Raw genomic sequence first — 20,533 nt, 5'->3', positions numbered from 1 at the left:
CTCTGTTATTCAATACCACTTTATAAAATATTTTTATTCCTTGCTTTTATGCAGCATCTAAAATACCAGAATATACTTCATCAGGAGTCATATATCCAATACTAGAATGTAGTCTTTCATTGTTGTAAATATCAATATATTCTTTGATACCTACTTTAGCCTCTTTCATAGTTATATATGATGCCGGATAAACATTTTCATATTTCAGTGTTCTCCAAAATCTCTCAATTGCAATATTATCTATAGATCTTCCTTTAGTATTCATTCCATCAATTATATTCCCACCATTAAAGGCTTGCATTCCAAGAAATCCATATTTATTTTTCCAGCTAGTTAGTTGGCTCTTAGGTATTTTATTTGAGTTTAAAATAATATCTGTGGTATTTGTTTGACCTATAGATCCAATATACTCTTCTGTTGCCACATTCACTAGAAAGTCTAATGTTCTACCTTCAATATGATGATCATTTTTATTAATAAATATATCACTGCAGGCAAAGACTGAGCTTGATAATACAAGGCTTGATAACAACAATACTTTTCTTTTCATATTTTATATCTAATTAAAGTATATTATTTATGATATCATCTCATTTAATTAAAGTCGAAGCATCAAATACTGTCTGTTTTATGTTTTTAATTATACTCTCTGCTCAATATCAAACTTAGCTTTTAGAATATCTAAAACTTTATCTGTACTTTCAGTAATAACTTTATCATCTAAAGTTTGAGTATTATCTTGGAAAAGCATACTAAGAGCTATACTTTTTCTTTCATTTTCTTGAGACTCATAAATATCAAAAATATTTAAATCTTTAAGAATATCTATCTCTATATCTTTTATTGCTTTTGTAATATTTCCAGCAAGTATAGATTTATCTACCAAGAATGAAATATCTCTTGATACTGATGGATATTTAGAAATCTTTTCAAAACTAGGTATTTGCTTTGTAGTCAAAATATCTAAATCTATTTCAAAAACTATCGGAGCTTTTGCTTTAATCTGGAAAGTCTTTAATACATTTGGATGAATTACACCTATTAGACCGATTTTATGACCATCTGCTAAAATATAAGCTGATTGTCCTGGATGTAACCAGTTTACATCGTCACAGACCTCAAAACTTAAACTAGTTATATCACTACATAAAGCTTCCACATCGGCTTTAACATCAAAAAAATCTACTTTTTTAGTATTTGACCAATTTACATTTAATAACTCTCCATAAGCTAACCCAGCAATTCTATCAAATTGAACTCTTTGATTATTTTTTAGCTTAAAACAAGCACCCTTCTCAAAGATTCTTATTCTATTTTGTTGGCGAGCTGTATTTGCTTTAAAGGAGCCTATCAAACCTGGTATCAGAGATTGTCTCATTATAGATAAATCTTGAGATATTGGATTTTGAATAGCTATTCCTCTTTGATCAAAGAAAAATTCATCATATTTTGGATCAATAAAACTATAGTTAATTGACTCATGATATCCTCTATCTACTAATCTATCATTCAAAATATCTAAAGAATGTTTTGCTTCTGAGATATTAGTTTTTGAAGCGGCATATTTAGGCATAGTTTCAGGAAGTTTTGAGTATCCATATATACGAGCAACTTCTTCGATTAAATCTTCTGGTATTTCCATATCAAAGCGATATGATGGTGGTATTACTTCTATACAATTACTATCAAAAGTTGTATCAATATTCATATGCAAAGCTTTTAGAATATCTACAACATAATCAAGATTAAATTCCGTTCCCAAAACATCATTTAACTTATCAATAGATAGATTTATTTTAACTTGTTTATTTAAACTTTCTAAATCTTCACAGCCATGAACTGGTGCCACATCTCCACCTGCAAACTCTGTTATTAATTCAATAGCTAGTTTCATAGCTTTTTTAGCAAGTTGAGGATCTACACCTCTTTCGAACCTATGTGAAGAGTCTGTATGAAGGTTATACTTACGAGCTTTACCCGCTATCTTTTCTGGAACAAAGAAAGCACTTTCTAAAAATATATCTTTAGTAGCTATTGTAATAGATGAGTCAAGTCCACCCATAACTCCTGCTATTGCTAAAATTTTTTTATTATCTGCAATTACTAAGGAATCTGAATCTAGCTTAATTTGTGTTTCATCTAAAAGAGTCAATTCTTCATTATCTTTTGCATAACGAACATTTATGCCACCTTCTAATTTCTCAAGATCAAAAGCATGCATTGGTTGACCAGTAAGAAGCATTATATAATTTGTCACATCAACAAAAAATGAAATGCTTCCTATTCCACTTCTTCTTAATTTTTCAATCATCCATAATGGTGTTTGGACTTTATTATTTACATTTTTTATAATACATCCATAGTATGATTTACATGCATCTGTGGCAGTTATAGTTACCTCTTTGGTCTCTTTAATATCTATTTTTGTATCTGAGACTTCTAGTTCTTTAAGTTGAGTTTTTGTAAGAGCAGAGACTTCTCTAGCAATACCATAAACACTTAAGCAATCCGCTCTATTTGGTGTTAGATCAACTTCTATTATATTGTCATCTAAATTTAAATATTCATTAATATCTTTACCTACTGGAGCATCTACGGGCAGATCCATTAAACCTTCTGCTTTTTCAGCTAAACCTAGCTCTTCTTCTGAGCACATCATTCCAAAAGATGCTTGTCCACGCAGTTTAGATTTTTTAATTTTAAAATTACCTGGTAACACAGCCCCTATTTTTGCAACTGGAGCTTTCATACCTTCATAAATATTTCTGGCACCACAAACTATAGATAGAAGTTCATCGTCTGCTACATCAACACTACAGATATTTAGTTTATCTGCGTCAGGATGTTTCGTAATATTTTTAATTTGCCCAACGACAACATTTGTTACTTTTTCTGTGACTACTGGCTCTATAGCATCAACTTCTAAACCTGCTAAAGTCAAAGTATCTGCTAGATTTTGGCTATTTTGAGTATTTTTTAAATATTCATTTAACCAATTGTGTGAAAATTTCATTTATAAAGTCTCCTAAAGATATTGATTTTAAAAGTAAATTAGAACTGTAGTTTTAAAACATATCAGCTCTATATTCTAAATTTTAAAATCTTTATATGATTTTTAATTAAAATTATAATTGGACAATATTATAACAATATATATGTTTATGTGTAAATTGAATTAAAGTATTATGTTTTATTCAGATTTAGTCATAATATAAAGGAAAAAACTCGAAAATATTACAATGAATATAACAAATTGAAAATCAGGTAAAATTTTATTTAAATAGCTAATTACAGGTAAAAGTAAAATATAAATAATTAGAATTATTGCAGAAAAAATATGTGTTTTTATTTCTTCTAAATTAGACTTTATATTTAAAAGTATAAATATTACTTCAAAAATAACTACTACAATTGATGAGTAAAAAACAATATAAACACTTGAAAAACCTATAAGATAGTTAAATACTGCAAATAAAGCATAACAAATGAATATACCAAAAGGCATATAAAATCCATATTCAGATTTTGATTTTTCTCTTCTGAAAACAATCATTGCTAATGGTACAGTAAGATATGATAATATATGAAAAATGCTAAGAACTTCTGCTAAATTTTTCCAGCTTTTAAACAGAAATATAAAGGACATAGCTATAATAGTATTAAATATTAATGACTTTCTTGAAACTTTATATTTAGGATGAACATCATCAAAGTATCGTGGAACTTGGCCTTCTCTAGACATTGCAGTAAACATTCTAGATGACGCTCCAGTAAAATTTATTGCTGTACCTACTGGTGTTGCTGTTGAACCAACGTAAATAATTATAGATAAAAAACCAAGCCCAATCATTGATAATAAATCTATCATTGGTGCAGCCATAGATAGACTATGCCAACCATTATGGATCATATTTGTTGGCAATGCACCAATAAATACGGTTTGTATTAGTAAATAAATTATTAAACAAACTACAATTGAAATTGAAATTGAAATTGGAATAGTCTTACTAGGATTTTTTATTTCACTAGAGAAAGAAATAATTGACTGAAAACCATTAAATGAAACTATTATTCCAGCTATTAAAATAGTTTTAATTACTGATGAAAATCCATAAGGCATAATAGTATTATTAACGGCAGTAAAATTATCTTTATGAAATACTGTATATCCTAAAATCACAATAACCATTATAGGAATAAACAATTTAATTACTGTAATTATATTATTAGTTTTTGCTAATAATGATACTCCCAAAAAGTTAATAGCTGAAAAGAATAAAACTAGTATGGCTGAAAGTATATTTCCATAAATAGTAAGATGATTATTTAAAAATAATAAATTTGTAAACTGTGGGAATATATTTATCAAATATTGTACAGCAGCATCAGCTTCTAATGCAATAACAGCAACTATACCTAACCAATTAGCTATAGCAAATGGAAATCCAAAAAATCTATTATGGGATATGGTTGTAATAATTGCAGATAAACCTCTTAATGGATATATAGATGCTATTTCAGAAAAGCATAATCCAAGAACTAATACTATAAATGCTCCTATCATCCATGCAAATAGTGCAGCTGGGCCAGATATATTAGCTGCTAATAATGGAGAAAATAACCAACCGCTACCTATAATGGCCGATATACCCATAAAACTTGTAGAAAAAATACCTAGTTTTTTGTTTATCATAATATTTTTTGATTATTTCAAGAAGGTATGACTCTAACACAAAGAATTACTACAGTCCACAATCTGCGAGAAATTTTTTATAACCTTTAGTCAAATTTAAGAGTTAATAATGCCACATTTCCAAAATAGCACGAATCACTCTTTCAGCTTTGCGATTAGTTTGTCGTGATACTCTAAATTTCTTAGCTAATATTGATTGTATAAAACATCTTGTTTACTATAACTGGCAAACTCTTTTCCTATCTATAGAAGTTAATCTTATATGTTTTATGCATCTTCATCACTTACATTTTACCTGTAAACAACTCGGTTAATTCTTACACGTTATTACCTTATAAATCAAACACAGCAAATCCCATCAGCTTTGATAAGCAAATATATAAAGAAAGACATTTGATACAGAATTTTTTTTCTAAAATTAAGCATTTTAGAAAATTTACTATAGATTTGATAAAATTATATTTGCATATCTAGGTATGATTAAATTAGCTTGTACTTTTATTTGGTTATGGTAAGAAATTTTTTTGTGCACAGAACCTAGTTAAAATTGCTTTAAAAATCGTAGATCATTTTCAAAAAATATTCTTAGATCATTAATTCCATATCTAAGCATTGATAATCTTTCAACTCCCATACCAAAAGCAAAACCTTGATATTTTTGAGAATCAACATTCCCGGATTTTAAAACTTTAGGATGAACCATACCACAACCTAGTACTTCTAACCAACCAGTATGCTTACAGACTCTACAGCCTTTACCATTACACATTACACATTCCATATCGACCTCTGCTGAGGGTTCTGTAAATGGAAAATATGACGGTCTAAAGCGTACCTTCAAATCTTTTTCAAAAAATGAGTTTAAAAATGCATGTAATAAACCTTTTAGATCAGCAAAAGACACTTTTTTTTCTACAAGTAATCCCTCAACCTGATGAAACATTGGAGTATGAGTAACATCAGAATCACAACGATACACCCTACCTGGAGCAATTATTCTAATTGGTGGCTCCTGTTTTTCCATAGTTCTAATCTGTACACCGGAAGTATGCGTTCTTAGAACATGCGTTTCATCTATATAAAAAGTATCATGCATTGCTCTTGCTGGATGATGTGAAGGTATATTTAGCGTTTCAAAGTTATAATAGTCGCTCTCAATCTCTGGACCAAATTCAATTGCAAAACCATTTTGTTTAAAAAATGACTCTATTCTATTTAGAGTTTTTGTCACAGGATGTAAAGATCCTTGGTTTTGCCCTACGCCAGACAATGTCACATCAATTTTTTCTTTGGCTAACTTTTCATTTAGTTCTGACTTTTCAAAGTGAGATAGTTTTGAGTTAATTGCTTCTTGTAAAGTTTGTTTTGCAATATTTACTGCTTGTCCTAATTTAGATTTTTCTTCGTTAGGTAATGTAGCTATTAGCTTCATCATACCTGTTAACTCACCTTTTTTACCGAGATATTTAACTCTAATATCGTCTAGAGACTTTTTATCTTTGACAAGATTAAGCTCTTCTAAGGCCTTATCTTTCATTTGATCAACTATTTGCATATTTATCCTTTATTTCAAAACTTGAGAGATATTATAGACAAAAAAGAATTTTATTAAAATGTTGCAAGTAACAAACTTTAAAGGTTTTAATTAGTTTTTTTATTTAAATCATATTTACTAATTATATAAGCACCTATCACACTTATAACTCCACCGATAACACCTAAAATATTTTCTGTCTCTCTTAAAAAGATCCAACCAAGAAATATTGATATTATTGGCATAAAGTATAATGATGCAATTGCTGTGGTTGCTTTTAAATTTTTAAATGCATATCCCCAAAAAAGATATCCTAAAGCTCCAGGGAAAATTCCGATATAAATAATTACTAAAATACTAGTTAGATTTGCAGAGCTTATCTCAACAAACGCTTCTTTAGAATATATAAGAAGCATAGCGCTTCCAAACCATGTAAAATATGATACTTATGATACTGCTTCCACAGGATAAAACTTCAGTAATACACTTTTTTGAAAAGTTGAATATATAGCATTAGAGAAACAAGCTAAATATACAAAACAAATACCTATAAACTCAAAAGAAGTATCATTTTTTGATAAAAAAATTATTCCTGCACCAATTAATGCTATACAAAAGCCAAAAATACCAGCTTTCATGATTTTTTCTCTAAAAAAACATATGCTAAAATGCTACAACAATAGGTGCTTGAGCAGTAATAAAATTTGCACTAGCGGCTGTAATTCTAGCTTCACCAGAGTTTAAAAAAATATTATATGCAAAAAATCCAAAAAAACCTAATATAGCAAATTTTGTGAGGTCTAATAAACTAGGAACAGTCTTGTTTTTTTGCCTAATAAAAATTATTAACATAGTTATACTAGCTATAGCATATCTAGATAAAGATAATCCTCCAGCACTAAAACCATTTAACATTAAATAACGTATACCAATAAAAGCAGTTGACCACATTATAATAGTAATTAAAAGTAACATTAATGCCTTATTGTTTAAAAGGTGCTTATACATAAGGTTACTCTTGAATCAAACTATTAAGTTTTTTACCTATTATAAAAGCAAAAAATGCAATAACTATAGTTATCATAGATATCATTGCAAATAAATGCTGGTAACTATAATAACTACTAATAGTCATTTGCGTATCAAAACCTATTTTAGAATTATATTTTACTTCACTACTTACATAAGTTGCTATTATAGTACCCAGTTTAATGCCTATAGCTGATGTAATAAACCAGGTTCCCATTCCAAAGCCCATGATTCTCTTAGGAAGAAGTTTAGCCATAAGAGCCAAACCTAACGCACTTATAAGTAATTCAGCAGATGAGAAAAATATTGTAATAGCCAAAACCTCCCACCAAATACTTACTTTTGAAGTTGGAGCATTTAATAAGCAAGCTAAATACATCGCTCCATATGCTAAGCCACAAAAAATAATCCCATTGCAAATTTATGAGGAAGACAAAGATCCTTATCTTTGAGTTTGACATATACCAATGCAAATAATGGAGATAATATTACAACACCTAATGTATTTAATACACCTGGGATTTGCTGAGGATCAATATCCATGCCTAAAAAATGTAAGTTTACATGGTGTACATTAAATAGTATAAACTGTCCCTGTTATTCAATACCACTTTATAAAATATTTTTATTCCTTGCTTTTATGCAGCATCTAAAATACCAGAATATACTTCATCAGGAGTCATATATCCAATACTAGAATGTAGTCTTTCATTGTTGTAAATATCAATATATTTTTTGATACCTACTTTAGCCTCTTTCATAGTTATATATGATGCCGGATAAACATTTTCATATTTCAGTGTTCTCCAAAATCTCTCAATTGCAATATTATCTATAGATCTTCCTTTAGCATCCATAGATTTATTTATTTTATTATCAGATAATATTTTAATATGCTCTTTTGCTGTATATTGAGTTCCTTGATCAGAGTTAAAGATATCAGGTTTACCATATTTAAATAACGCTTCTTTTAACACACTAGTTGTTAGATGTGTATCCATAGTATTAGAAATCTTACAAGCTAGTGTTTTCTTGCTATGCCAATCTATTATGGCTACTAAATATGCATACCCACATTCTAGTCTAATATACGTGATATCAGCACTCCATACCTTATTAGCTTTATCTATAACAACCTGATTCGTCTCATTTTTAAATACATTAAGTAAGTATGGATATTTCTTGTGTTGCTTATTAATGACAGTTGTCTTTTTTTTAGGATACAATGCCTTAATACCCATTAATTCCATAGCACTTTTGATTAGCTTCCTTCCAACTAGAAATCCTAATCTATTTAGCAACTTTACTAGCCTTCTCGTACCATAATATGGATGTTTAGTATGTATCAAATCTATTGCATTTAATAGTTTAATATCATCATTACTACTAAATTTTGATATTGGTGTATAATAGTACACACTCTTAGATACAGATAATAGTTTAAGCTGATTATTTAAAGATAATTCTAGCTTAGTATCTACAGAGTTTACTCTATCATTTGATGATACCAAGCTTTTTAGCTTTCCCATTAAAAAATCCCTCTCTACTATTACCTCGACTAGTTCTTTACTTGTTGCATCTTTATCTTTTCTAAGCTCATCTATTTCCTGCTTATACTCCTTAACAACAGAGCTTTTATCAAATGCTAAGCAAGCATTAGATAAAAATTGCTGCTTCCAATTGTGCACGTTTTTAGGAAGTAAATCATACTTACTTGCTATCTCATTAACTGTCATATTGCCTTCTAGCAATTCTATAATTACTTTAGCTTTAAAATCAGCTGTATACGTTACTCTTTTTTTACTCATTTATCCATTTCCTAATTTATCTAGTTAAGTTTAACATCTAGGAATAAAAATCTTTCTAAAATCAGTAGCTTTTTCTGGGGACATTATAAACTTAATGCAAAAATGATAAAAAAATTAGAATTTACCCTCTTTGAATCTATAACTATTTAATCTAATATGTAAGTATATAAGCACAGTAATTTATTAGATCTTATATGACTATCAATCTTTATAATGAAAATGACTACCTAAGACAAAATAATAATATTTCTAAAAAAGAAAATTTTTCACCTTTTAGAAGAGACTATGCCAGAGTTGTGCATTCCTCATCATTTAGAAGGCTACAGGCAAAAACTCAAATATTTCCAAGTTTTGAAAATGACTTTTTTAGAAATAGACTTACTCACTCTTTAGAGGTAGCTCAAATAGCAAAATCTATCGCAGTAAAATTAAATGCTGAAAATAATCTTAATCTTGATTATGATCTTATAGAAACAGCTGCTCTTTGTCATGATATTGGTCACCCTCCTTTTGGACATAATGGCGAAGTTGCACTAAATAAAAAAATGCGTAACTTTGGTGGTTTTGAAAGCAATGCCCAAACACTACGTCTAATATCTCATACTGCGAAAAAAGATGTTGACCAAAAACAAAGCTTTGGCCTTAATCTTACTTATAGAACCCTTGCAGCAACTATAAAATATGATCAACTCATTCCCCCAATCAGTGATTTAGGTAAGCTTACAAAAGGCTACTACAATGAAGAGTCAAAACTAGTTGAAGATATCAAGCAAAAACTCCTTGAACCTTATAGTGTTACAACTATAGAAAACTTTAAGACTATAGAATGCTATATCATGGATGTCGCTGATGATATTGCTTATTCAACTTATGATGTTGAAGACGCGCTTAAAGGTGGATTTATAAATCCTCTGTCCATGGCTAGTATTGATGATATACTTCTTGAGAAAATTTTTAATGCAATACCTAAAGATCTAAAAATTGCCAAAGATGAAATCAAAAACATCTTAATGAATATTTTCTCAGACTATATAGATTTTAACGCCAACTGTAGAGATATTTATAAAATTTCTAAAAACATAGCTAACAATAGTCTTTTGCGTACAAAATTAACATCAAAATTAGTCAATAACTGTATTCAAAATATTGAATTTGATATAAATCAAAATGCTCCTATTATCTCTAAAGTTTATCTAAACAGTGAAATTAGAAAACAAGTTGAAGTCCTAAAGAAATATATTCTATTTAAAATCATTAAGTCCCCAAAGCTTAATGTCTTAAGATATAGAGGTAGGGAAATTATCTCTGAAATCTTTGATATTTTAATTAATTCAGATACAAATGAAAATCTTCTTCCTGATGACATTGGCGCAATATTTTATAATACGCATAATGTTCAAGGTGGAGCTAGAATTATATGTGATTACATATCATCAATGACTGATAGATATATAATTGAGCTTTACAACCAATTTAAATCAGACCCTTCTTCAATGATATTTAAGCCCTTCTCATAAAATAATTAGCACCTCCAATACCTACTAGTGAAACTGTTCCTGCTGCAATTATTAGGTATATAGGAACTAATAAACTATTAGTAGCTGAGATTAGCGATATTGTTAGTGCAGGTGCTCCAGCTGAAAATATTAAATATCCTAAATTATAGGATATCCCATAGCCTCTACATCTATACTCTAGTCTAAAGAAGTTAGTTATTATTACGTTGTATGTTGAAGCAAAAAAACCCATAACTATCGATAATATAATAAAACAAGCAAAAAAGTCTTTTCCTTCAATCATATTTTTATAGAAAACAGGCGTTACAACCATTGATATTATAATCAAAAAAGCCAACATTCTAGTCTTAGATACATAATCACTAATAAAGCCTCCAATTAAACAGCTTATTGCCATTATTATAGACCCTGTTAAAAGCAAATCTGATAGATCAAATTTAGAGACTATATACATTTTATGGAATGATGGTAAGAATAAATATAACTGTGTAAAAAGCATAGCTATAGATGCAACAAGAGCTATCCCTATCATTATTTTAATAATTAATACTTTCGAAGAAGTTTTAGCCTGATCCTTAGCTATAGCTTCTTTAACTTGAGGTAAATCAACAATATTTTTTCTTAAAAAAAATAAAATAAATGTAAAGCATGCACCTATAAAGTAGCCGATTCTCCAACCATAATTTTGAATAAAACTTTCACTAGTAAAATGGTCTAATAGAAATAAAACTAATGATGTCATCATAATTCCTAAGCTAAGACAACAAAATACCATACTGGTTACAAAACCTTGCCTCTTAGGATAGTTTTCAACAATATAAACAACTGAGACTGGTATTTCGGCACCCATTGCTAATGCTTGTATACAACGAAGCGATACAAATAATATAGTTGCTGATACTCCAATACTTTTAATTGTTGGTAGAAATGCTAATATAATTGTTGAAAAAAATAACAAAAACATATTTAAACGTAATATAAATGCCCTTCCCTTTTTATCTGCAATATAACCAAATATCCAAGCTCCAAAAGGCCGAACAATATAACCAACTATATAGACAAGAAAAACTAATAAAGTATTACTGATAGAATTACTTTCATCAAAAAACTTACTGCCAATACTCACAGCAAATACTGAGTATATTGCCAAATCATAATACTCAAAAGCTGCTCCTAAAGTCGAAAATAGAAGTCTTTTATATTCTTTCATTTGGTGATCTTTTTAGAAGTTTTCATATATATTAGTAAGAATAATATAGATAATCAAATAGTTAACCAGCATAAGTTAATGAAAGCTCAATTATCTCAAGGTAACCAACTGCGTTGGTAACTTAAATCTTAACCAAACTAGGGTTTTTTGATACAATATAAATCAACTTCGTTTGATTTATATTTGACCAATTAGAACACCAACTAAAATCCAAGAGCTACTGCAGTATAAAAATGCTTGGTGGGATTATTATCAAACATATAAAGATATCATCAGAACTGAGGTAGTTGAGACAATAGTTAAGATGCTTAGCTGTGGCATCCGTGCCAGAGGTTTTCATCACTACAGCTGCTCTAACCCCAAATGCTTACACTCCAAGAATGTCACTCATAGTTGCTCATGTAGATATTGTCAAACATGTGGAGTTAAACCAACCAACGATTGGATTAATGAGCAATTAGAAACTTTGCCTAATTGTGACTGGCAACATATAACTCTAACAATGCCTGATACTTTATGGCCATTATTCAAAGATTGGAAACTTCTTAACAAACTTCCAAAGATAGCTGGCGATATTTTCAATGAAATTGCCAAGAAACAAAAAGGTATTCGTATTGGGATGTTTATGGCTATCCATACTTTTGGTAGAGCTCTTAATTGGAATACTCATCTACACATGTCAGTAACTATGGGCGGTATTAATGATAAAAATGTTTGGAAGAAAATTAGGTTTGTAAAAAAGGTGATTATGCCTATGTGGCGATATAGAGTTTTAAACTTACTCAGAGAGCATCTTACACAAACTGAAATTGACGAACAGTTTAATAAACAGTGGGTTATACATTTTGCAGAGCCTACAAATAATCCAAAAAACACAATAGCATATCTTGGTAGATATATCCGAAGACCACCTATATCAATGTCTCGCTTAAAGCATTATGATGGTAAAGAAGTTACATTTAGATATTTAGATCACAAAATATCTAAATTCAAAAATGAAACTCTAGATATGAATGATTTCTTAGATAGATTTACTCAGCATATACCTCCCAAAGGATTTAGACTCATCAGATACTTCGGCTTTCTCGCAAACTGTGTTAGAGGTAAATTGTTGCCGAAGATATATCAGATATTTAAGCAAGATCCTAAAGCTACCACTAAAACCAAATGGGCTGAGCTGTACAAAAAATCTTTTACTGTTGATCCTTTAGAATGCATATTGTGTGGTTCGCAACTACTACTCACAGGTACTGTAATTGGATTGAGCTCAAAAGATTTTATGAATCACCATGAACATCTGGCAAAAAGAAAACGAATTATTTAGCACTACAGGGATTAATTCGTCTGGAATATGGAATTGGTTAAGAATAACTTTATTTTAGTATCAAATAACTATGATAAGTGTATTTTTGTGAGCATATGAGTTTTGTCATTTTTTGATTATCTGAAATTTGGATTTTTCAGCATTTTTTACGCAATATCGAAATCGCTATTCATCAATATCGAAATCGCTATTCATCAAGGGTAATAACATATTTATCCATATTAATACTTTTATTAAATTATCTACAGTTTTATTTCTCAGATCTATAAATAAAGTATTTAAATGCTCTTGCTTACGCCCTGCTAAAACTTTTATTTGAATGTGAATAAGTTCTTTTTTATTATTTCCTGCAACACTACAGCACTCATAATAATAAACACGATTTTAAAATGATTCTAAACTTGTTGCTAAACCTTCAATTAAATATTGCTGTGAAACCTCTACTGTTTGCTTAGCTAACTCAATGTTAAAACTTTTAGGTATTTCTAATACTATATGAGGCATATATTAAATCCCTTTATTTAAGTATTTTTTTAATGGGGGTATCAAAAACATAGTCCTTGCTATATAGAATAATATCAAAGCTATCCATAAGCCATAATTTTCAAAAGGCTGAAGTAAAAATACAAAGCAAACATAAACTAAAGCTGCTAGAATCATAGCATTTCTCATAGCAATAGTTTTTAATAAACCAACAAAAACTCCGTCTATCCAAAAGCTAAAACTAGCAACAAGTGGAATTAATATGGAAAACAAAATATATTTGTTTACTTGAACTTTCACATCAATTAAAGATGTAAATATGTTAATTATATAATCTTTAAAACAAGCATAAATAAGAATTAAAATAAAAGTTAATATCAAACTTTGTAACAATGTTTTGTTAACAACCTCTTTAAATACTTTTTGATCATTTTTAATATAAGCTTGTGCAACTAATGATTCTGTAGTATTTGCCAATGCATCAAGAAACATTGCTATAAATAGGCTTACTTCTATTAAAATAGTATTAGCTGCCAAAACATCGTTACCATACTTTACTGAAAATATATAAAAGGAATTCATCGACAGTAGTAAACATAAAGAGCGTATAAAAATATTAATATTAAGCTTCAAAAAAGGTAGATATTGATCAATTGCAAAAAAATTAAATCTATACAAAAACGACTTAATTAATACTCCTTTATTTAAGAAAAACTTATACATATTTATAAATAAGAAAATAGTTGTGAAACAATATCCAAATACTAAAGAAATTGCTACACCTATGACATTATACTTCATAAAAATCACCAAAAACATGCTAGATGCAGTTGCTAAAATCATCAGAATTAATGAACTATATAAAACTATTTTTGTCTTACCAACACCTATAAAGAAACCTATAAAAATAAAATTTAATAATGCAAAACCAAAAACATATATAGCTATATTATAAAAACTAATAAGTAGATCTTTGACATCATTATCAATATTGATTAGATTTAATACTAAATCTAAAATAATAGACTTTATCACAAAAATAATTATAGCTATTACGCCAGCAACAATTATTGCTCTTAAAACAATACAAAACATTTTTTCAACATCATTAATATTCTGTGCTATTAAACCTGTCATACTCATTCTAAAAAAAGAAAATAATAAACAAATAATACTTAATACAGAAACTCCTAAACCTATAGCTGCCAAATAACTACTATTATTAAGATGGCCAATAAGAGCAGTATTGACAATACCAATCATTGGCAAAACTAAGTTAGAAAATATTAATGGTAAAGATAATAAAAAAATTTTTTTATGCATTTAATATAGTTAAAAATATAATATAAATAAAGATTATAACACCTATAAGCCAATCCATAATTATTTATCAAAATCTAATAAGTACTATTAAATTTTGCATATATTCACAACTGTAACTTTAAGCTATTATTAAGACCACTAAAGACAAAATTAACCTTCAATAATAAATAACAAAAGTTTAATTTAGTGAAACCATAATAAACTACAGTTCTAGTCTTTTTTGATTGCTAATTATTTTTTTATGGTCATATAATTAAGATGTAAAACAAAGCATCTTACATTTTTAGTAAATTTATAAGGAGATAACTCATGAGAAATAAGCTAAAGTTAACACCAACCATGGTATGTGCTTTAATAGGCATAGGATCTTTTTCAATAGCTAATGCTACCGAAGCTTGGTCTACTAATAATCTATCATTTTATGTTGCAGGAACTACTGTAACTGATAATGGTAAAACCTATGAATGTAAAGGTTGGCCTGCTTCAGGATGGTGTCAAATAGCAGCCTATAAGCCAAGTGATCTACCCCGTCAATTTGGGACAGTTTACTACTTCATTTTCCATTATATATTCAAATTGATATGGAGTCATATAATTTATTGTAGAATGTCTCCTTTTTGTATTATAGTAAGCTTCAATATATTCAAATATTGATAGTTTAGCTTCTTCTCTAGTTTTATAGCTTTCATCATGTACTAACTCTACTTTTAAAGTTCCAAAGAAACTTTCACAAGCAGCATTATCGTAACAGCATCCTTTAGAGCTCATACTTGATAGTAGCCAGTGTTCTTTAATAATGTCTTGATATTGTTTGCTACAGTACTGTGACCCTTTATCAGAGTGTATAATCACACCACTAGGAAAATTTCTTCTAAATAATGCCATATTTAAAGCATTACAAACTAAATCCGCTTTCATCCTAGAATCCATTGCCCAACCAATAACTGATCTTGAGAATAAATCTATAATCACACAAAGATACAGCCACCCCTCTTGTGTAGGTACATAAGTTATATCTGTAACCCACCTATGATTTACAGATAAAGCAGTGAAGTTTTGTTCTAATAAATTATCATAAACATGTTTGTTGTGGTTAGAATCTGTAGTTTTCTTATGCTTACGAGCCGCTTTAGCATGTAAACCAAGTAATTTCATACGTTTAGATACTCTAGGTTGAGTAACTTTCCAACCCATATCTTTAAGCTCTTTGTATATCCTAACACTTCCATATCTAGATTTATGTTCATTAAAATAGCATCATCTAGTTCAGCATCATTATATTGCCTTTTACCTATAGGTTTATGAATCCATCTGTAATATGAAGATGTGCTCACATTCAAAGATTTACATAGTGTTGTTACTGGCATAACTTTATAATGCTCCTTAATAAAGGCGTACCTTACAGATTTTGCTTTGCAAAGTAAGCTGTGCCTTTTTTAGTATTTCACGCTCTGTTTCTGCCTGTTTGAGTTTTTTCTTCAAATCAGTATTTTCAAAAGATAGTTGCTGGTACTGCGTTTTATAATCTATCTTTATTTCTTTCTGAGGGTTTGACATGGCTTTGGATATCCAACTGCAAATGGTTTTATATTTAACCCCTAAATTATCTGCTATTTATCGTCTATTTGCATCTGGTTGTAAACATAATTTAACAGCTTCATCTTTAAACTCTTTTGTATATCTCATCTTGTCTCCTTTTCTTAATACCTAAGTGTCCCAAATAGGAGGGTATGATCAGACTCTTATCAAGGTTGGACTTGAGTTGATGGTGTCAAAGGCGTAGCTTATAGCTAAATTCTTAACTTTCTATTATTTTTTATCTCAATTATATTTTTTTTAAAAAACTTATATCTAATAGAAACACTCAATTATTGATTTTACTTAGTCCCAAATATTTTATCTCCAGCATCTCCAAGACCTGGAATAATATATTTCTTCTCATTTAAATGACTATCTATTGATGCTGTATATAATTCTACATCAGGATGAGCTTGCTCCAGTGCTTTTACTCCTTCAGGGGCAGATACTAAAGTTATAATCTTAATATTTTTTGAACCTGATTTTTTTAATAATGAAACTGTCTCTATCATTGAACCACCTGTTGCTAGCATAGGATCTACAATAAGCGCTAACCTCTCATCAAGCTTGTCACAAAGCTTAGCAAAATATGGTATCGGTTGAGCTGTCTCTTCATTTCTATATATACCAACCATACTTACTTTAGCAGCAGGAATATGCTCAAAAACACCATCCATCATACCAATACCTGCTCGTAAAATAGGAACTACTGTTAATTTTTTACCCTTTATTTGCTCTACTTCAATATTATTACCTTGCCAGCCTAATATCTGTATTTTTTCTAGCTCAAAACTTGATGTCACTTCATAAGTTAGAAGGCTTGTAATTTCCTTAGTCAATCTTCTAAACTCTTGTGTACTTACTCCTGTAGCTCTCATAAGTCCTAACTTGTGTTGAACCATAGGGTGCTTAACTTCTACTATTTTCATGTATTTTTCCTTTTCCCTAGTTAAAATAAATTTACTTGTCCAAGTATAACTTTATTATTTGCTCCTGTTGCTGTCGGTATATTATTATAATTCTTATTAAGAGTTTCATTCCCTAATACAGCAAATGTAATAGCTTCTTTTGCATCACTATTTTGACCAATATCTTCAAATGTTAAAACTTGAGTATCAAGCAGAGCACTTATAGTTTTTATCAAAAACTTATTATAGGCTCCTCCACCTGTAAAAATTACTTGATCTAACTTATGTTTATCAAAAACAAAATTATCATATGCTTTAGATATACTTTCAGCAGTAAATATAGTCAATGTATGCACTATATCCTTAGCTGAATTTTCTTTGTATTTATCAATAATAAGATCTGTATACTCAATTCCAAATGACTCTCTACCTGTAGATTTTGGTGGCTCTGACTTAAGGTATGGATGCTCTAAAAGCTCTTGTAACATATCTACAATAATTTTACCTTCTGCAGCAATATTACCATCTTCATCATAATTTTTATCAAATAGAACTTCTACCGCTCTATTTATCATCATATTTCCTGGTCCTGTATCAAAAGCAAAAACATCTTCTATACTTGCATTTTTAGGGATAATTGTTGTATTAGCAATTCCGCCTATATTATGTAAAGCTCGTGACTTATTTTTATCTCTATATAAAATATAATCCACATATGGAACTAATGGAGCACCATCACCACCTGCAGCAATATCTCCTGCACGAAAGTTTGATATTACTGTTGTTTGGCATTCATAAGCAATTGTTGCAGCGTCCCCTAATTGTAATGAAGATTTAATAAAACCATCTTCACGCATTGCCTGGTGATAAATTGTCTGTCCATGATTAGCTATAAACTCTATATCTTTTAGACTAAGATCCACATTCCTTACCAGATCTTTTACTGCATTTGCATATTCTGAACCAAGCTTAAAATTAAGACTACATAAAAGTTGAGCATTACTTCTTGATAAATCTAGAGATCTCTTAATATCATTAAATAAATTAACTGAATATGGATATGTTTTATAACTAACTAGCTTAATATCTGTATCTAGCCCATGACCCCTAATTTTACATAATGCCACATCAATACCATCTAAAGATGTTCCTGACATGATTCCTATACAATATTTGTAAATTTCCATTTAAACTCCTCTACCCGAACCACGATTTAGTATAACTAAATTAGGAACAAAAAATAAATTGTAAACAAACTATTTCACACTAATATAAACATCTGTAATCTTTGGGCTATCCATACTTTCATAAACTTCAAAACTTGGGCTTCTTTTATTATATTTATATTTAGTATGCTTACCAAAGCATCTAACCATACCATACTTCCAAGCATTTCCTAAAAATTCCCAATCTCCTGTATGTCTTACTTTTAAAGTTTTAACCTCAGGACAAATACCTTTATACATATCACCTACAATATTAACTTTATCACAATTTTCAAAACTTACTGCAGTTGTAAAGCCAAAACTCATAGTCTTGATATCCATATGATGGTATATAGTATAAAACCTAGGATTAGAAATATTCTCTTGATTTACTAATTCTTTTAATTTATCAAAAATTTCTGACATCTTTTCTGGTAAATCACTAAGCTTGCAACTATTTATTTTTATTCCAATAAAACTTTGTTTTTTAGTTTCTCCAATACCCAAATCTTCCATTTTACTATCGACACTGCCTTTTTCGAGAAAAGATTTAAGCATTATAAGCCCTCTATCATAGTCACTAGAAATCATGCTTATAAAAGTCTGTTTAAAGAAAATTAAAAATATTGGCATTGATGATTTCATATGCCAAGTAACTTTAGTGTTACTTCCAGAACTTTCAAAGCTAAACCATGTTTTTGCTTTTGATTTAAAAGGTTTTAGAAATCTAAGTTTATAAAAAATTGCGTTATCATTTTTTTCTGTAACTTCAATTTCTCCTTCACCAATATACTTTCCTTGCCATGACAGAATACTACCAACATCTCTACCATTTCCAGATATTTTATTTTTTGCTTGCTCATCAAGTATAATCCAAGGAGAGAATTCTTTCCAGTTATTAGAATCTCCAACGAAATCTCTAACCTTACTAGTATCACAATTTATATCAATCGAAGATTTAACATCTATATTAAAACTTAATAAACTCATATTTTTTCCTGACATCATTAAAATAGTTTGATCATATCATCGTGGCAATATATTCTTAATTTAACATAGTAATTTTTAAATATAATCTAGGATGCCAAATTTACAGTTAAAATTATCTCTTTTCTTAACTTTTTTTGTTTGCGCTATTTTGCTAAATAGTGTTGGTATAGTTATTCTACAATCAGTTAACCATTACCAAGTAACTGAAGTTCAAGCTAGTATTCTTGAAGCATGTAAAGATCTAACTATTGCTATTGTCTCATTTGTTATATGCTCATTTATCCCAAGATTTGGCTATAAAAATGCAATGCTTACAGGACTTGCAATAATTACTATAGGCTGTATTACAATGGCTACTTTAAATAGTTTTTTAGTTACTAAAATACTATTCATATTAATTGGTGTAGCTTTTGCATTAATCAAAGTCTCTGTGTATTCAACTGTTGGTTTAATTACCAATGACTCAAAAATGCATGCTAGTCTTATGAGTTTGCTAGAAGGTGTATTTCAAATAGGCCTAGTACTATGTTTTTTTATATTTAGTATATTTATACATTATGGTGATTGGCTAAATACTTATTGGTTATTAGCAGGCTTAGCTATTGTTGCTTTTATACTTTTATTATTTACAAAATTAGATGAATCAACCGTAAAAGCTCAAGAAAAAAATAGTAGTTTTATATCTGATACTTTTAGTATGCTAAAACTTATAAAATTACCAATTGTTATACTTTTTATTATTAGTGTCTTTTTTTATGTATTTATTGAACAAGGTGTTCAATCATGGCTACCAACATTTAATACTAGAGTGCTTCATTTATCAGCCTCAACAAACGTATTTATGGCTAGTGTTTTTACTTTAAGTATCGCTGCGGGTCGAATTACTTTTGGTTTTATAATGAAAAAAATCGATTGAAAAAAATTATTCTTA

19 protein-coding genes and 2 pseudogenes are annotated in these 20,533 nt (G+C 29.1%); 4 read left to right on the top strand and 17 right to left on the bottom strand.

What is annotated here, in order from left to right; genetic code table 11:
- Window positions 1–46: 46 nt before the first annotated feature.
- From CDV26_RS05685 to CDV26_RS05675, 3 genes are all read right to left on the bottom strand, one after another.
- On the bottom strand, window positions 47–550 hold the full coding sequence (locus CDV26_RS05685) for an integrase core domain-containing protein (protein ID WP_088772455.1): 504 nt from the start codon (window positions 548–550) through the stop codon (window positions 47–49).
- A 90-nt stretch (window positions 551–640) separates the two neighbouring features.
- On the bottom strand, window positions 641–3,013 hold the full coding sequence (gene pheT, locus CDV26_RS05680; RefSeq protein WP_088772454.1) for a phenylalanine--tRNA ligase subunit beta: 2,373 nt from the start codon (window positions 3,011–3,013) through the stop codon (window positions 641–643).
- 177 nt (window positions 3,014–3,190) lie between these two features.
- Entirely contained in the window at window positions 3,191–4,693 is a 1,503-nt protein-coding gene (locus tag CDV26_RS05675) for an APC family permease (RefSeq protein WP_088772453.1), read from the bottom strand.
- Window positions 4,694–5,023: 330 nt separating this feature from the next.
- Between CDV26_RS05675 and CDV26_RS13085 the strand changes: the two are divergent.
- Window positions 5,024–5,208: pseudogene (locus tag CDV26_RS13085) on the top strand (IS5/IS1182 family transposase); the annotation flags it as partial.
- A 26-nt stretch (window positions 5,209–5,234) separates the two neighbouring features.
- Here the strand turns inward: CDV26_RS13085 and pheS are convergent.
- The 6 genes and pseudogenes from pheS to CDV26_RS05655 all read right to left on the bottom strand — a co-directional run bounded on the left by pheS (window position 5,235) and on the right by CDV26_RS05655 (window position 9,064).
- Complete coding sequence (gene pheS, locus CDV26_RS05670) at window positions 5,235–6,248, bottom strand: phenylalanine--tRNA ligase subunit alpha (protein WP_088772452.1); 1,014 nt, start codon at window positions 6,246–6,248, stop codon at window positions 5,235–5,237.
- Window positions 6,249–6,334: 86 nt separating this feature from the next.
- Entirely contained in the window at window positions 6,335–6,643 is a 309-nt protein-coding gene (locus CDV26_RS13995; protein ID WP_245806529.1) for a DMT family transporter, read from the bottom strand.
- 30 nt (window positions 6,644–6,673) lie between these two features.
- Entirely contained in the window at window positions 6,674–6,865 is a 192-nt protein-coding gene (locus CDV26_RS13990) for a hypothetical protein (RefSeq protein ID WP_245806528.1), read from the bottom strand.
- A 25-nt stretch (window positions 6,866–6,890) separates the two neighbouring features.
- Window positions 6,891–7,235 carry an EamA family transporter gene (locus CDV26_RS13985; RefSeq protein WP_245806527.1) on the bottom strand — a complete coding sequence of 115 codons (345 nt, stop codon included), beginning with the start codon at window positions 7,233–7,235 and terminating at the stop codon, window positions 6,891–6,893.
- Between the two features lie 4 nt (window positions 7,236–7,239).
- Window positions 7,240–7,844, bottom strand: a pseudogene (locus CDV26_RS05660) (POT-type proton-dependent oligopeptide transporter); the annotation flags it as partial.
- Between the two features lie 50 nt (window positions 7,845–7,894).
- A complete protein-coding gene (locus tag CDV26_RS05655) occupies window positions 7,895–9,064 on the bottom strand; it encodes an IS3 family transposase (RefSeq protein ID WP_088772450.1) in 1,170 nt (389 codons plus the stop codon).
- Window positions 9,065–9,258: 194 nt separating this feature from the next.
- Here CDV26_RS05655 and dgt point away from each other — a divergent pair, with 194 nt between their 5' ends.
- A complete protein-coding gene (dgt, locus tag CDV26_RS05650) occupies window positions 9,259–10,581 on the top strand; it encodes a dGTP triphosphohydrolase (RefSeq protein WP_088772449.1) in 1,323 nt (440 codons plus the stop codon).
- On the opposite strand, the gene CDV26_RS05645 is transcribed toward dgt, so the two are convergent.
- Entirely contained in the window at window positions 10,565–11,791 is a 1,227-nt protein-coding gene (locus tag CDV26_RS05645) for an MFS transporter (RefSeq protein WP_088772448.1), read from the bottom strand. The two genes, dgt and CDV26_RS05645, sit on opposite strands and share 17 nt — an antisense overlap.
- 190 nt (window positions 11,792–11,981) lie before the next feature.
- Between CDV26_RS05645 and CDV26_RS05640 the strand changes: the two genes are divergently transcribed.
- Window positions 11,982–13,115, top strand: coding sequence for an IS91 family transposase (locus CDV26_RS05640; RefSeq protein ID WP_157671630.1), 1,134 nt, complete (start codon window positions 11,982–11,984; stop codon window positions 13,113–13,115).
- 507 nt (window positions 13,116–13,622) lie between these two features.
- Here the strand turns inward: CDV26_RS05640 and CDV26_RS05635 are convergent.
- From CDV26_RS05635 to CDV26_RS05610, 7 genes are all read right to left on the bottom strand, one after another.
- Window positions 13,623–14,921: an MATE family efflux transporter gene (locus CDV26_RS05635; RefSeq protein WP_088772447.1), complete on the bottom strand. Its 1,299-nt coding sequence runs from the start codon at window positions 14,919–14,921 to the stop codon at window positions 13,623–13,625.
- Window positions 14,922–15,443: 522 nt separating this feature from the next.
- A complete protein-coding gene (locus CDV26_RS05630) occupies window positions 15,444–16,115 on the bottom strand; it encodes an IS3 family transposase (protein ID WP_088772110.1) in 672 nt (223 codons plus the stop codon).
- A complete protein-coding gene (locus CDV26_RS05625) occupies window positions 16,073–16,288 on the bottom strand; it encodes a hypothetical protein (protein ID WP_088771820.1) in 216 nt (71 codons plus the stop codon). Before CDV26_RS05625 ends, CDV26_RS05630 begins: the two co-directional genes overlap by 43 nt.
- Before the next feature lie 16 nt (window positions 16,289–16,304).
- Window positions 16,305–16,478, bottom strand: coding sequence for a hypothetical protein (locus CDV26_RS12085; protein ID WP_157671462.1), 174 nt, complete (start codon window positions 16,476–16,478; stop codon window positions 16,305–16,307).
- Between the two features lie 320 nt (window positions 16,479–16,798).
- On the bottom strand, window positions 16,799–17,428 hold the full coding sequence (upp, locus tag CDV26_RS05620) for a uracil phosphoribosyltransferase (RefSeq protein WP_088772446.1): 630 nt from the start codon (window positions 17,426–17,428) through the stop codon (window positions 16,799–16,801).
- A 20-nt stretch (window positions 17,429–17,448) separates the two neighbouring features.
- Complete coding sequence (anmK, locus tag CDV26_RS05615) at window positions 17,449–18,594, bottom strand: anhydro-N-acetylmuramic acid kinase AnmK (RefSeq protein WP_088772445.1); 1,146 nt, start codon at window positions 18,592–18,594, stop codon at window positions 17,449–17,451.
- A 69-nt stretch (window positions 18,595–18,663) separates the two neighbouring features.
- The gene (locus CDV26_RS05610) at window positions 18,664–19,602 is read right to left on the bottom strand and encodes an SRPBCC family protein (RefSeq protein WP_157671482.1); all 939 of its coding nucleotides are present in this window, start codon (window positions 19,600–19,602) and stop codon (window positions 18,664–18,666) included.
- A gap of 91 nt (window positions 19,603–19,693) precedes the next feature.
- On the opposite strand from CDV26_RS05610, the gene CDV26_RS05605 reads away from it, so the two are divergent.
- Window positions 19,694–20,518, top strand: coding sequence for an MFS transporter (locus CDV26_RS05605; RefSeq protein ID WP_245806525.1), 825 nt, complete (start codon window positions 19,694–19,696; stop codon window positions 20,516–20,518).
- The last annotated feature ends 15 nt before the right edge of the window (window positions 20,519–20,533 follow it).

The sequence above is a fragment of the Francisella halioticida genome, assembly GCF_002211785.1.
Lineage (GTDB): Bacteria > Pseudomonadota > Gammaproteobacteria > Francisellales > Francisellaceae > Francisella > Francisella halioticida.
This window is presented reverse-complemented; position numbering and strand designations above follow the sequence as displayed.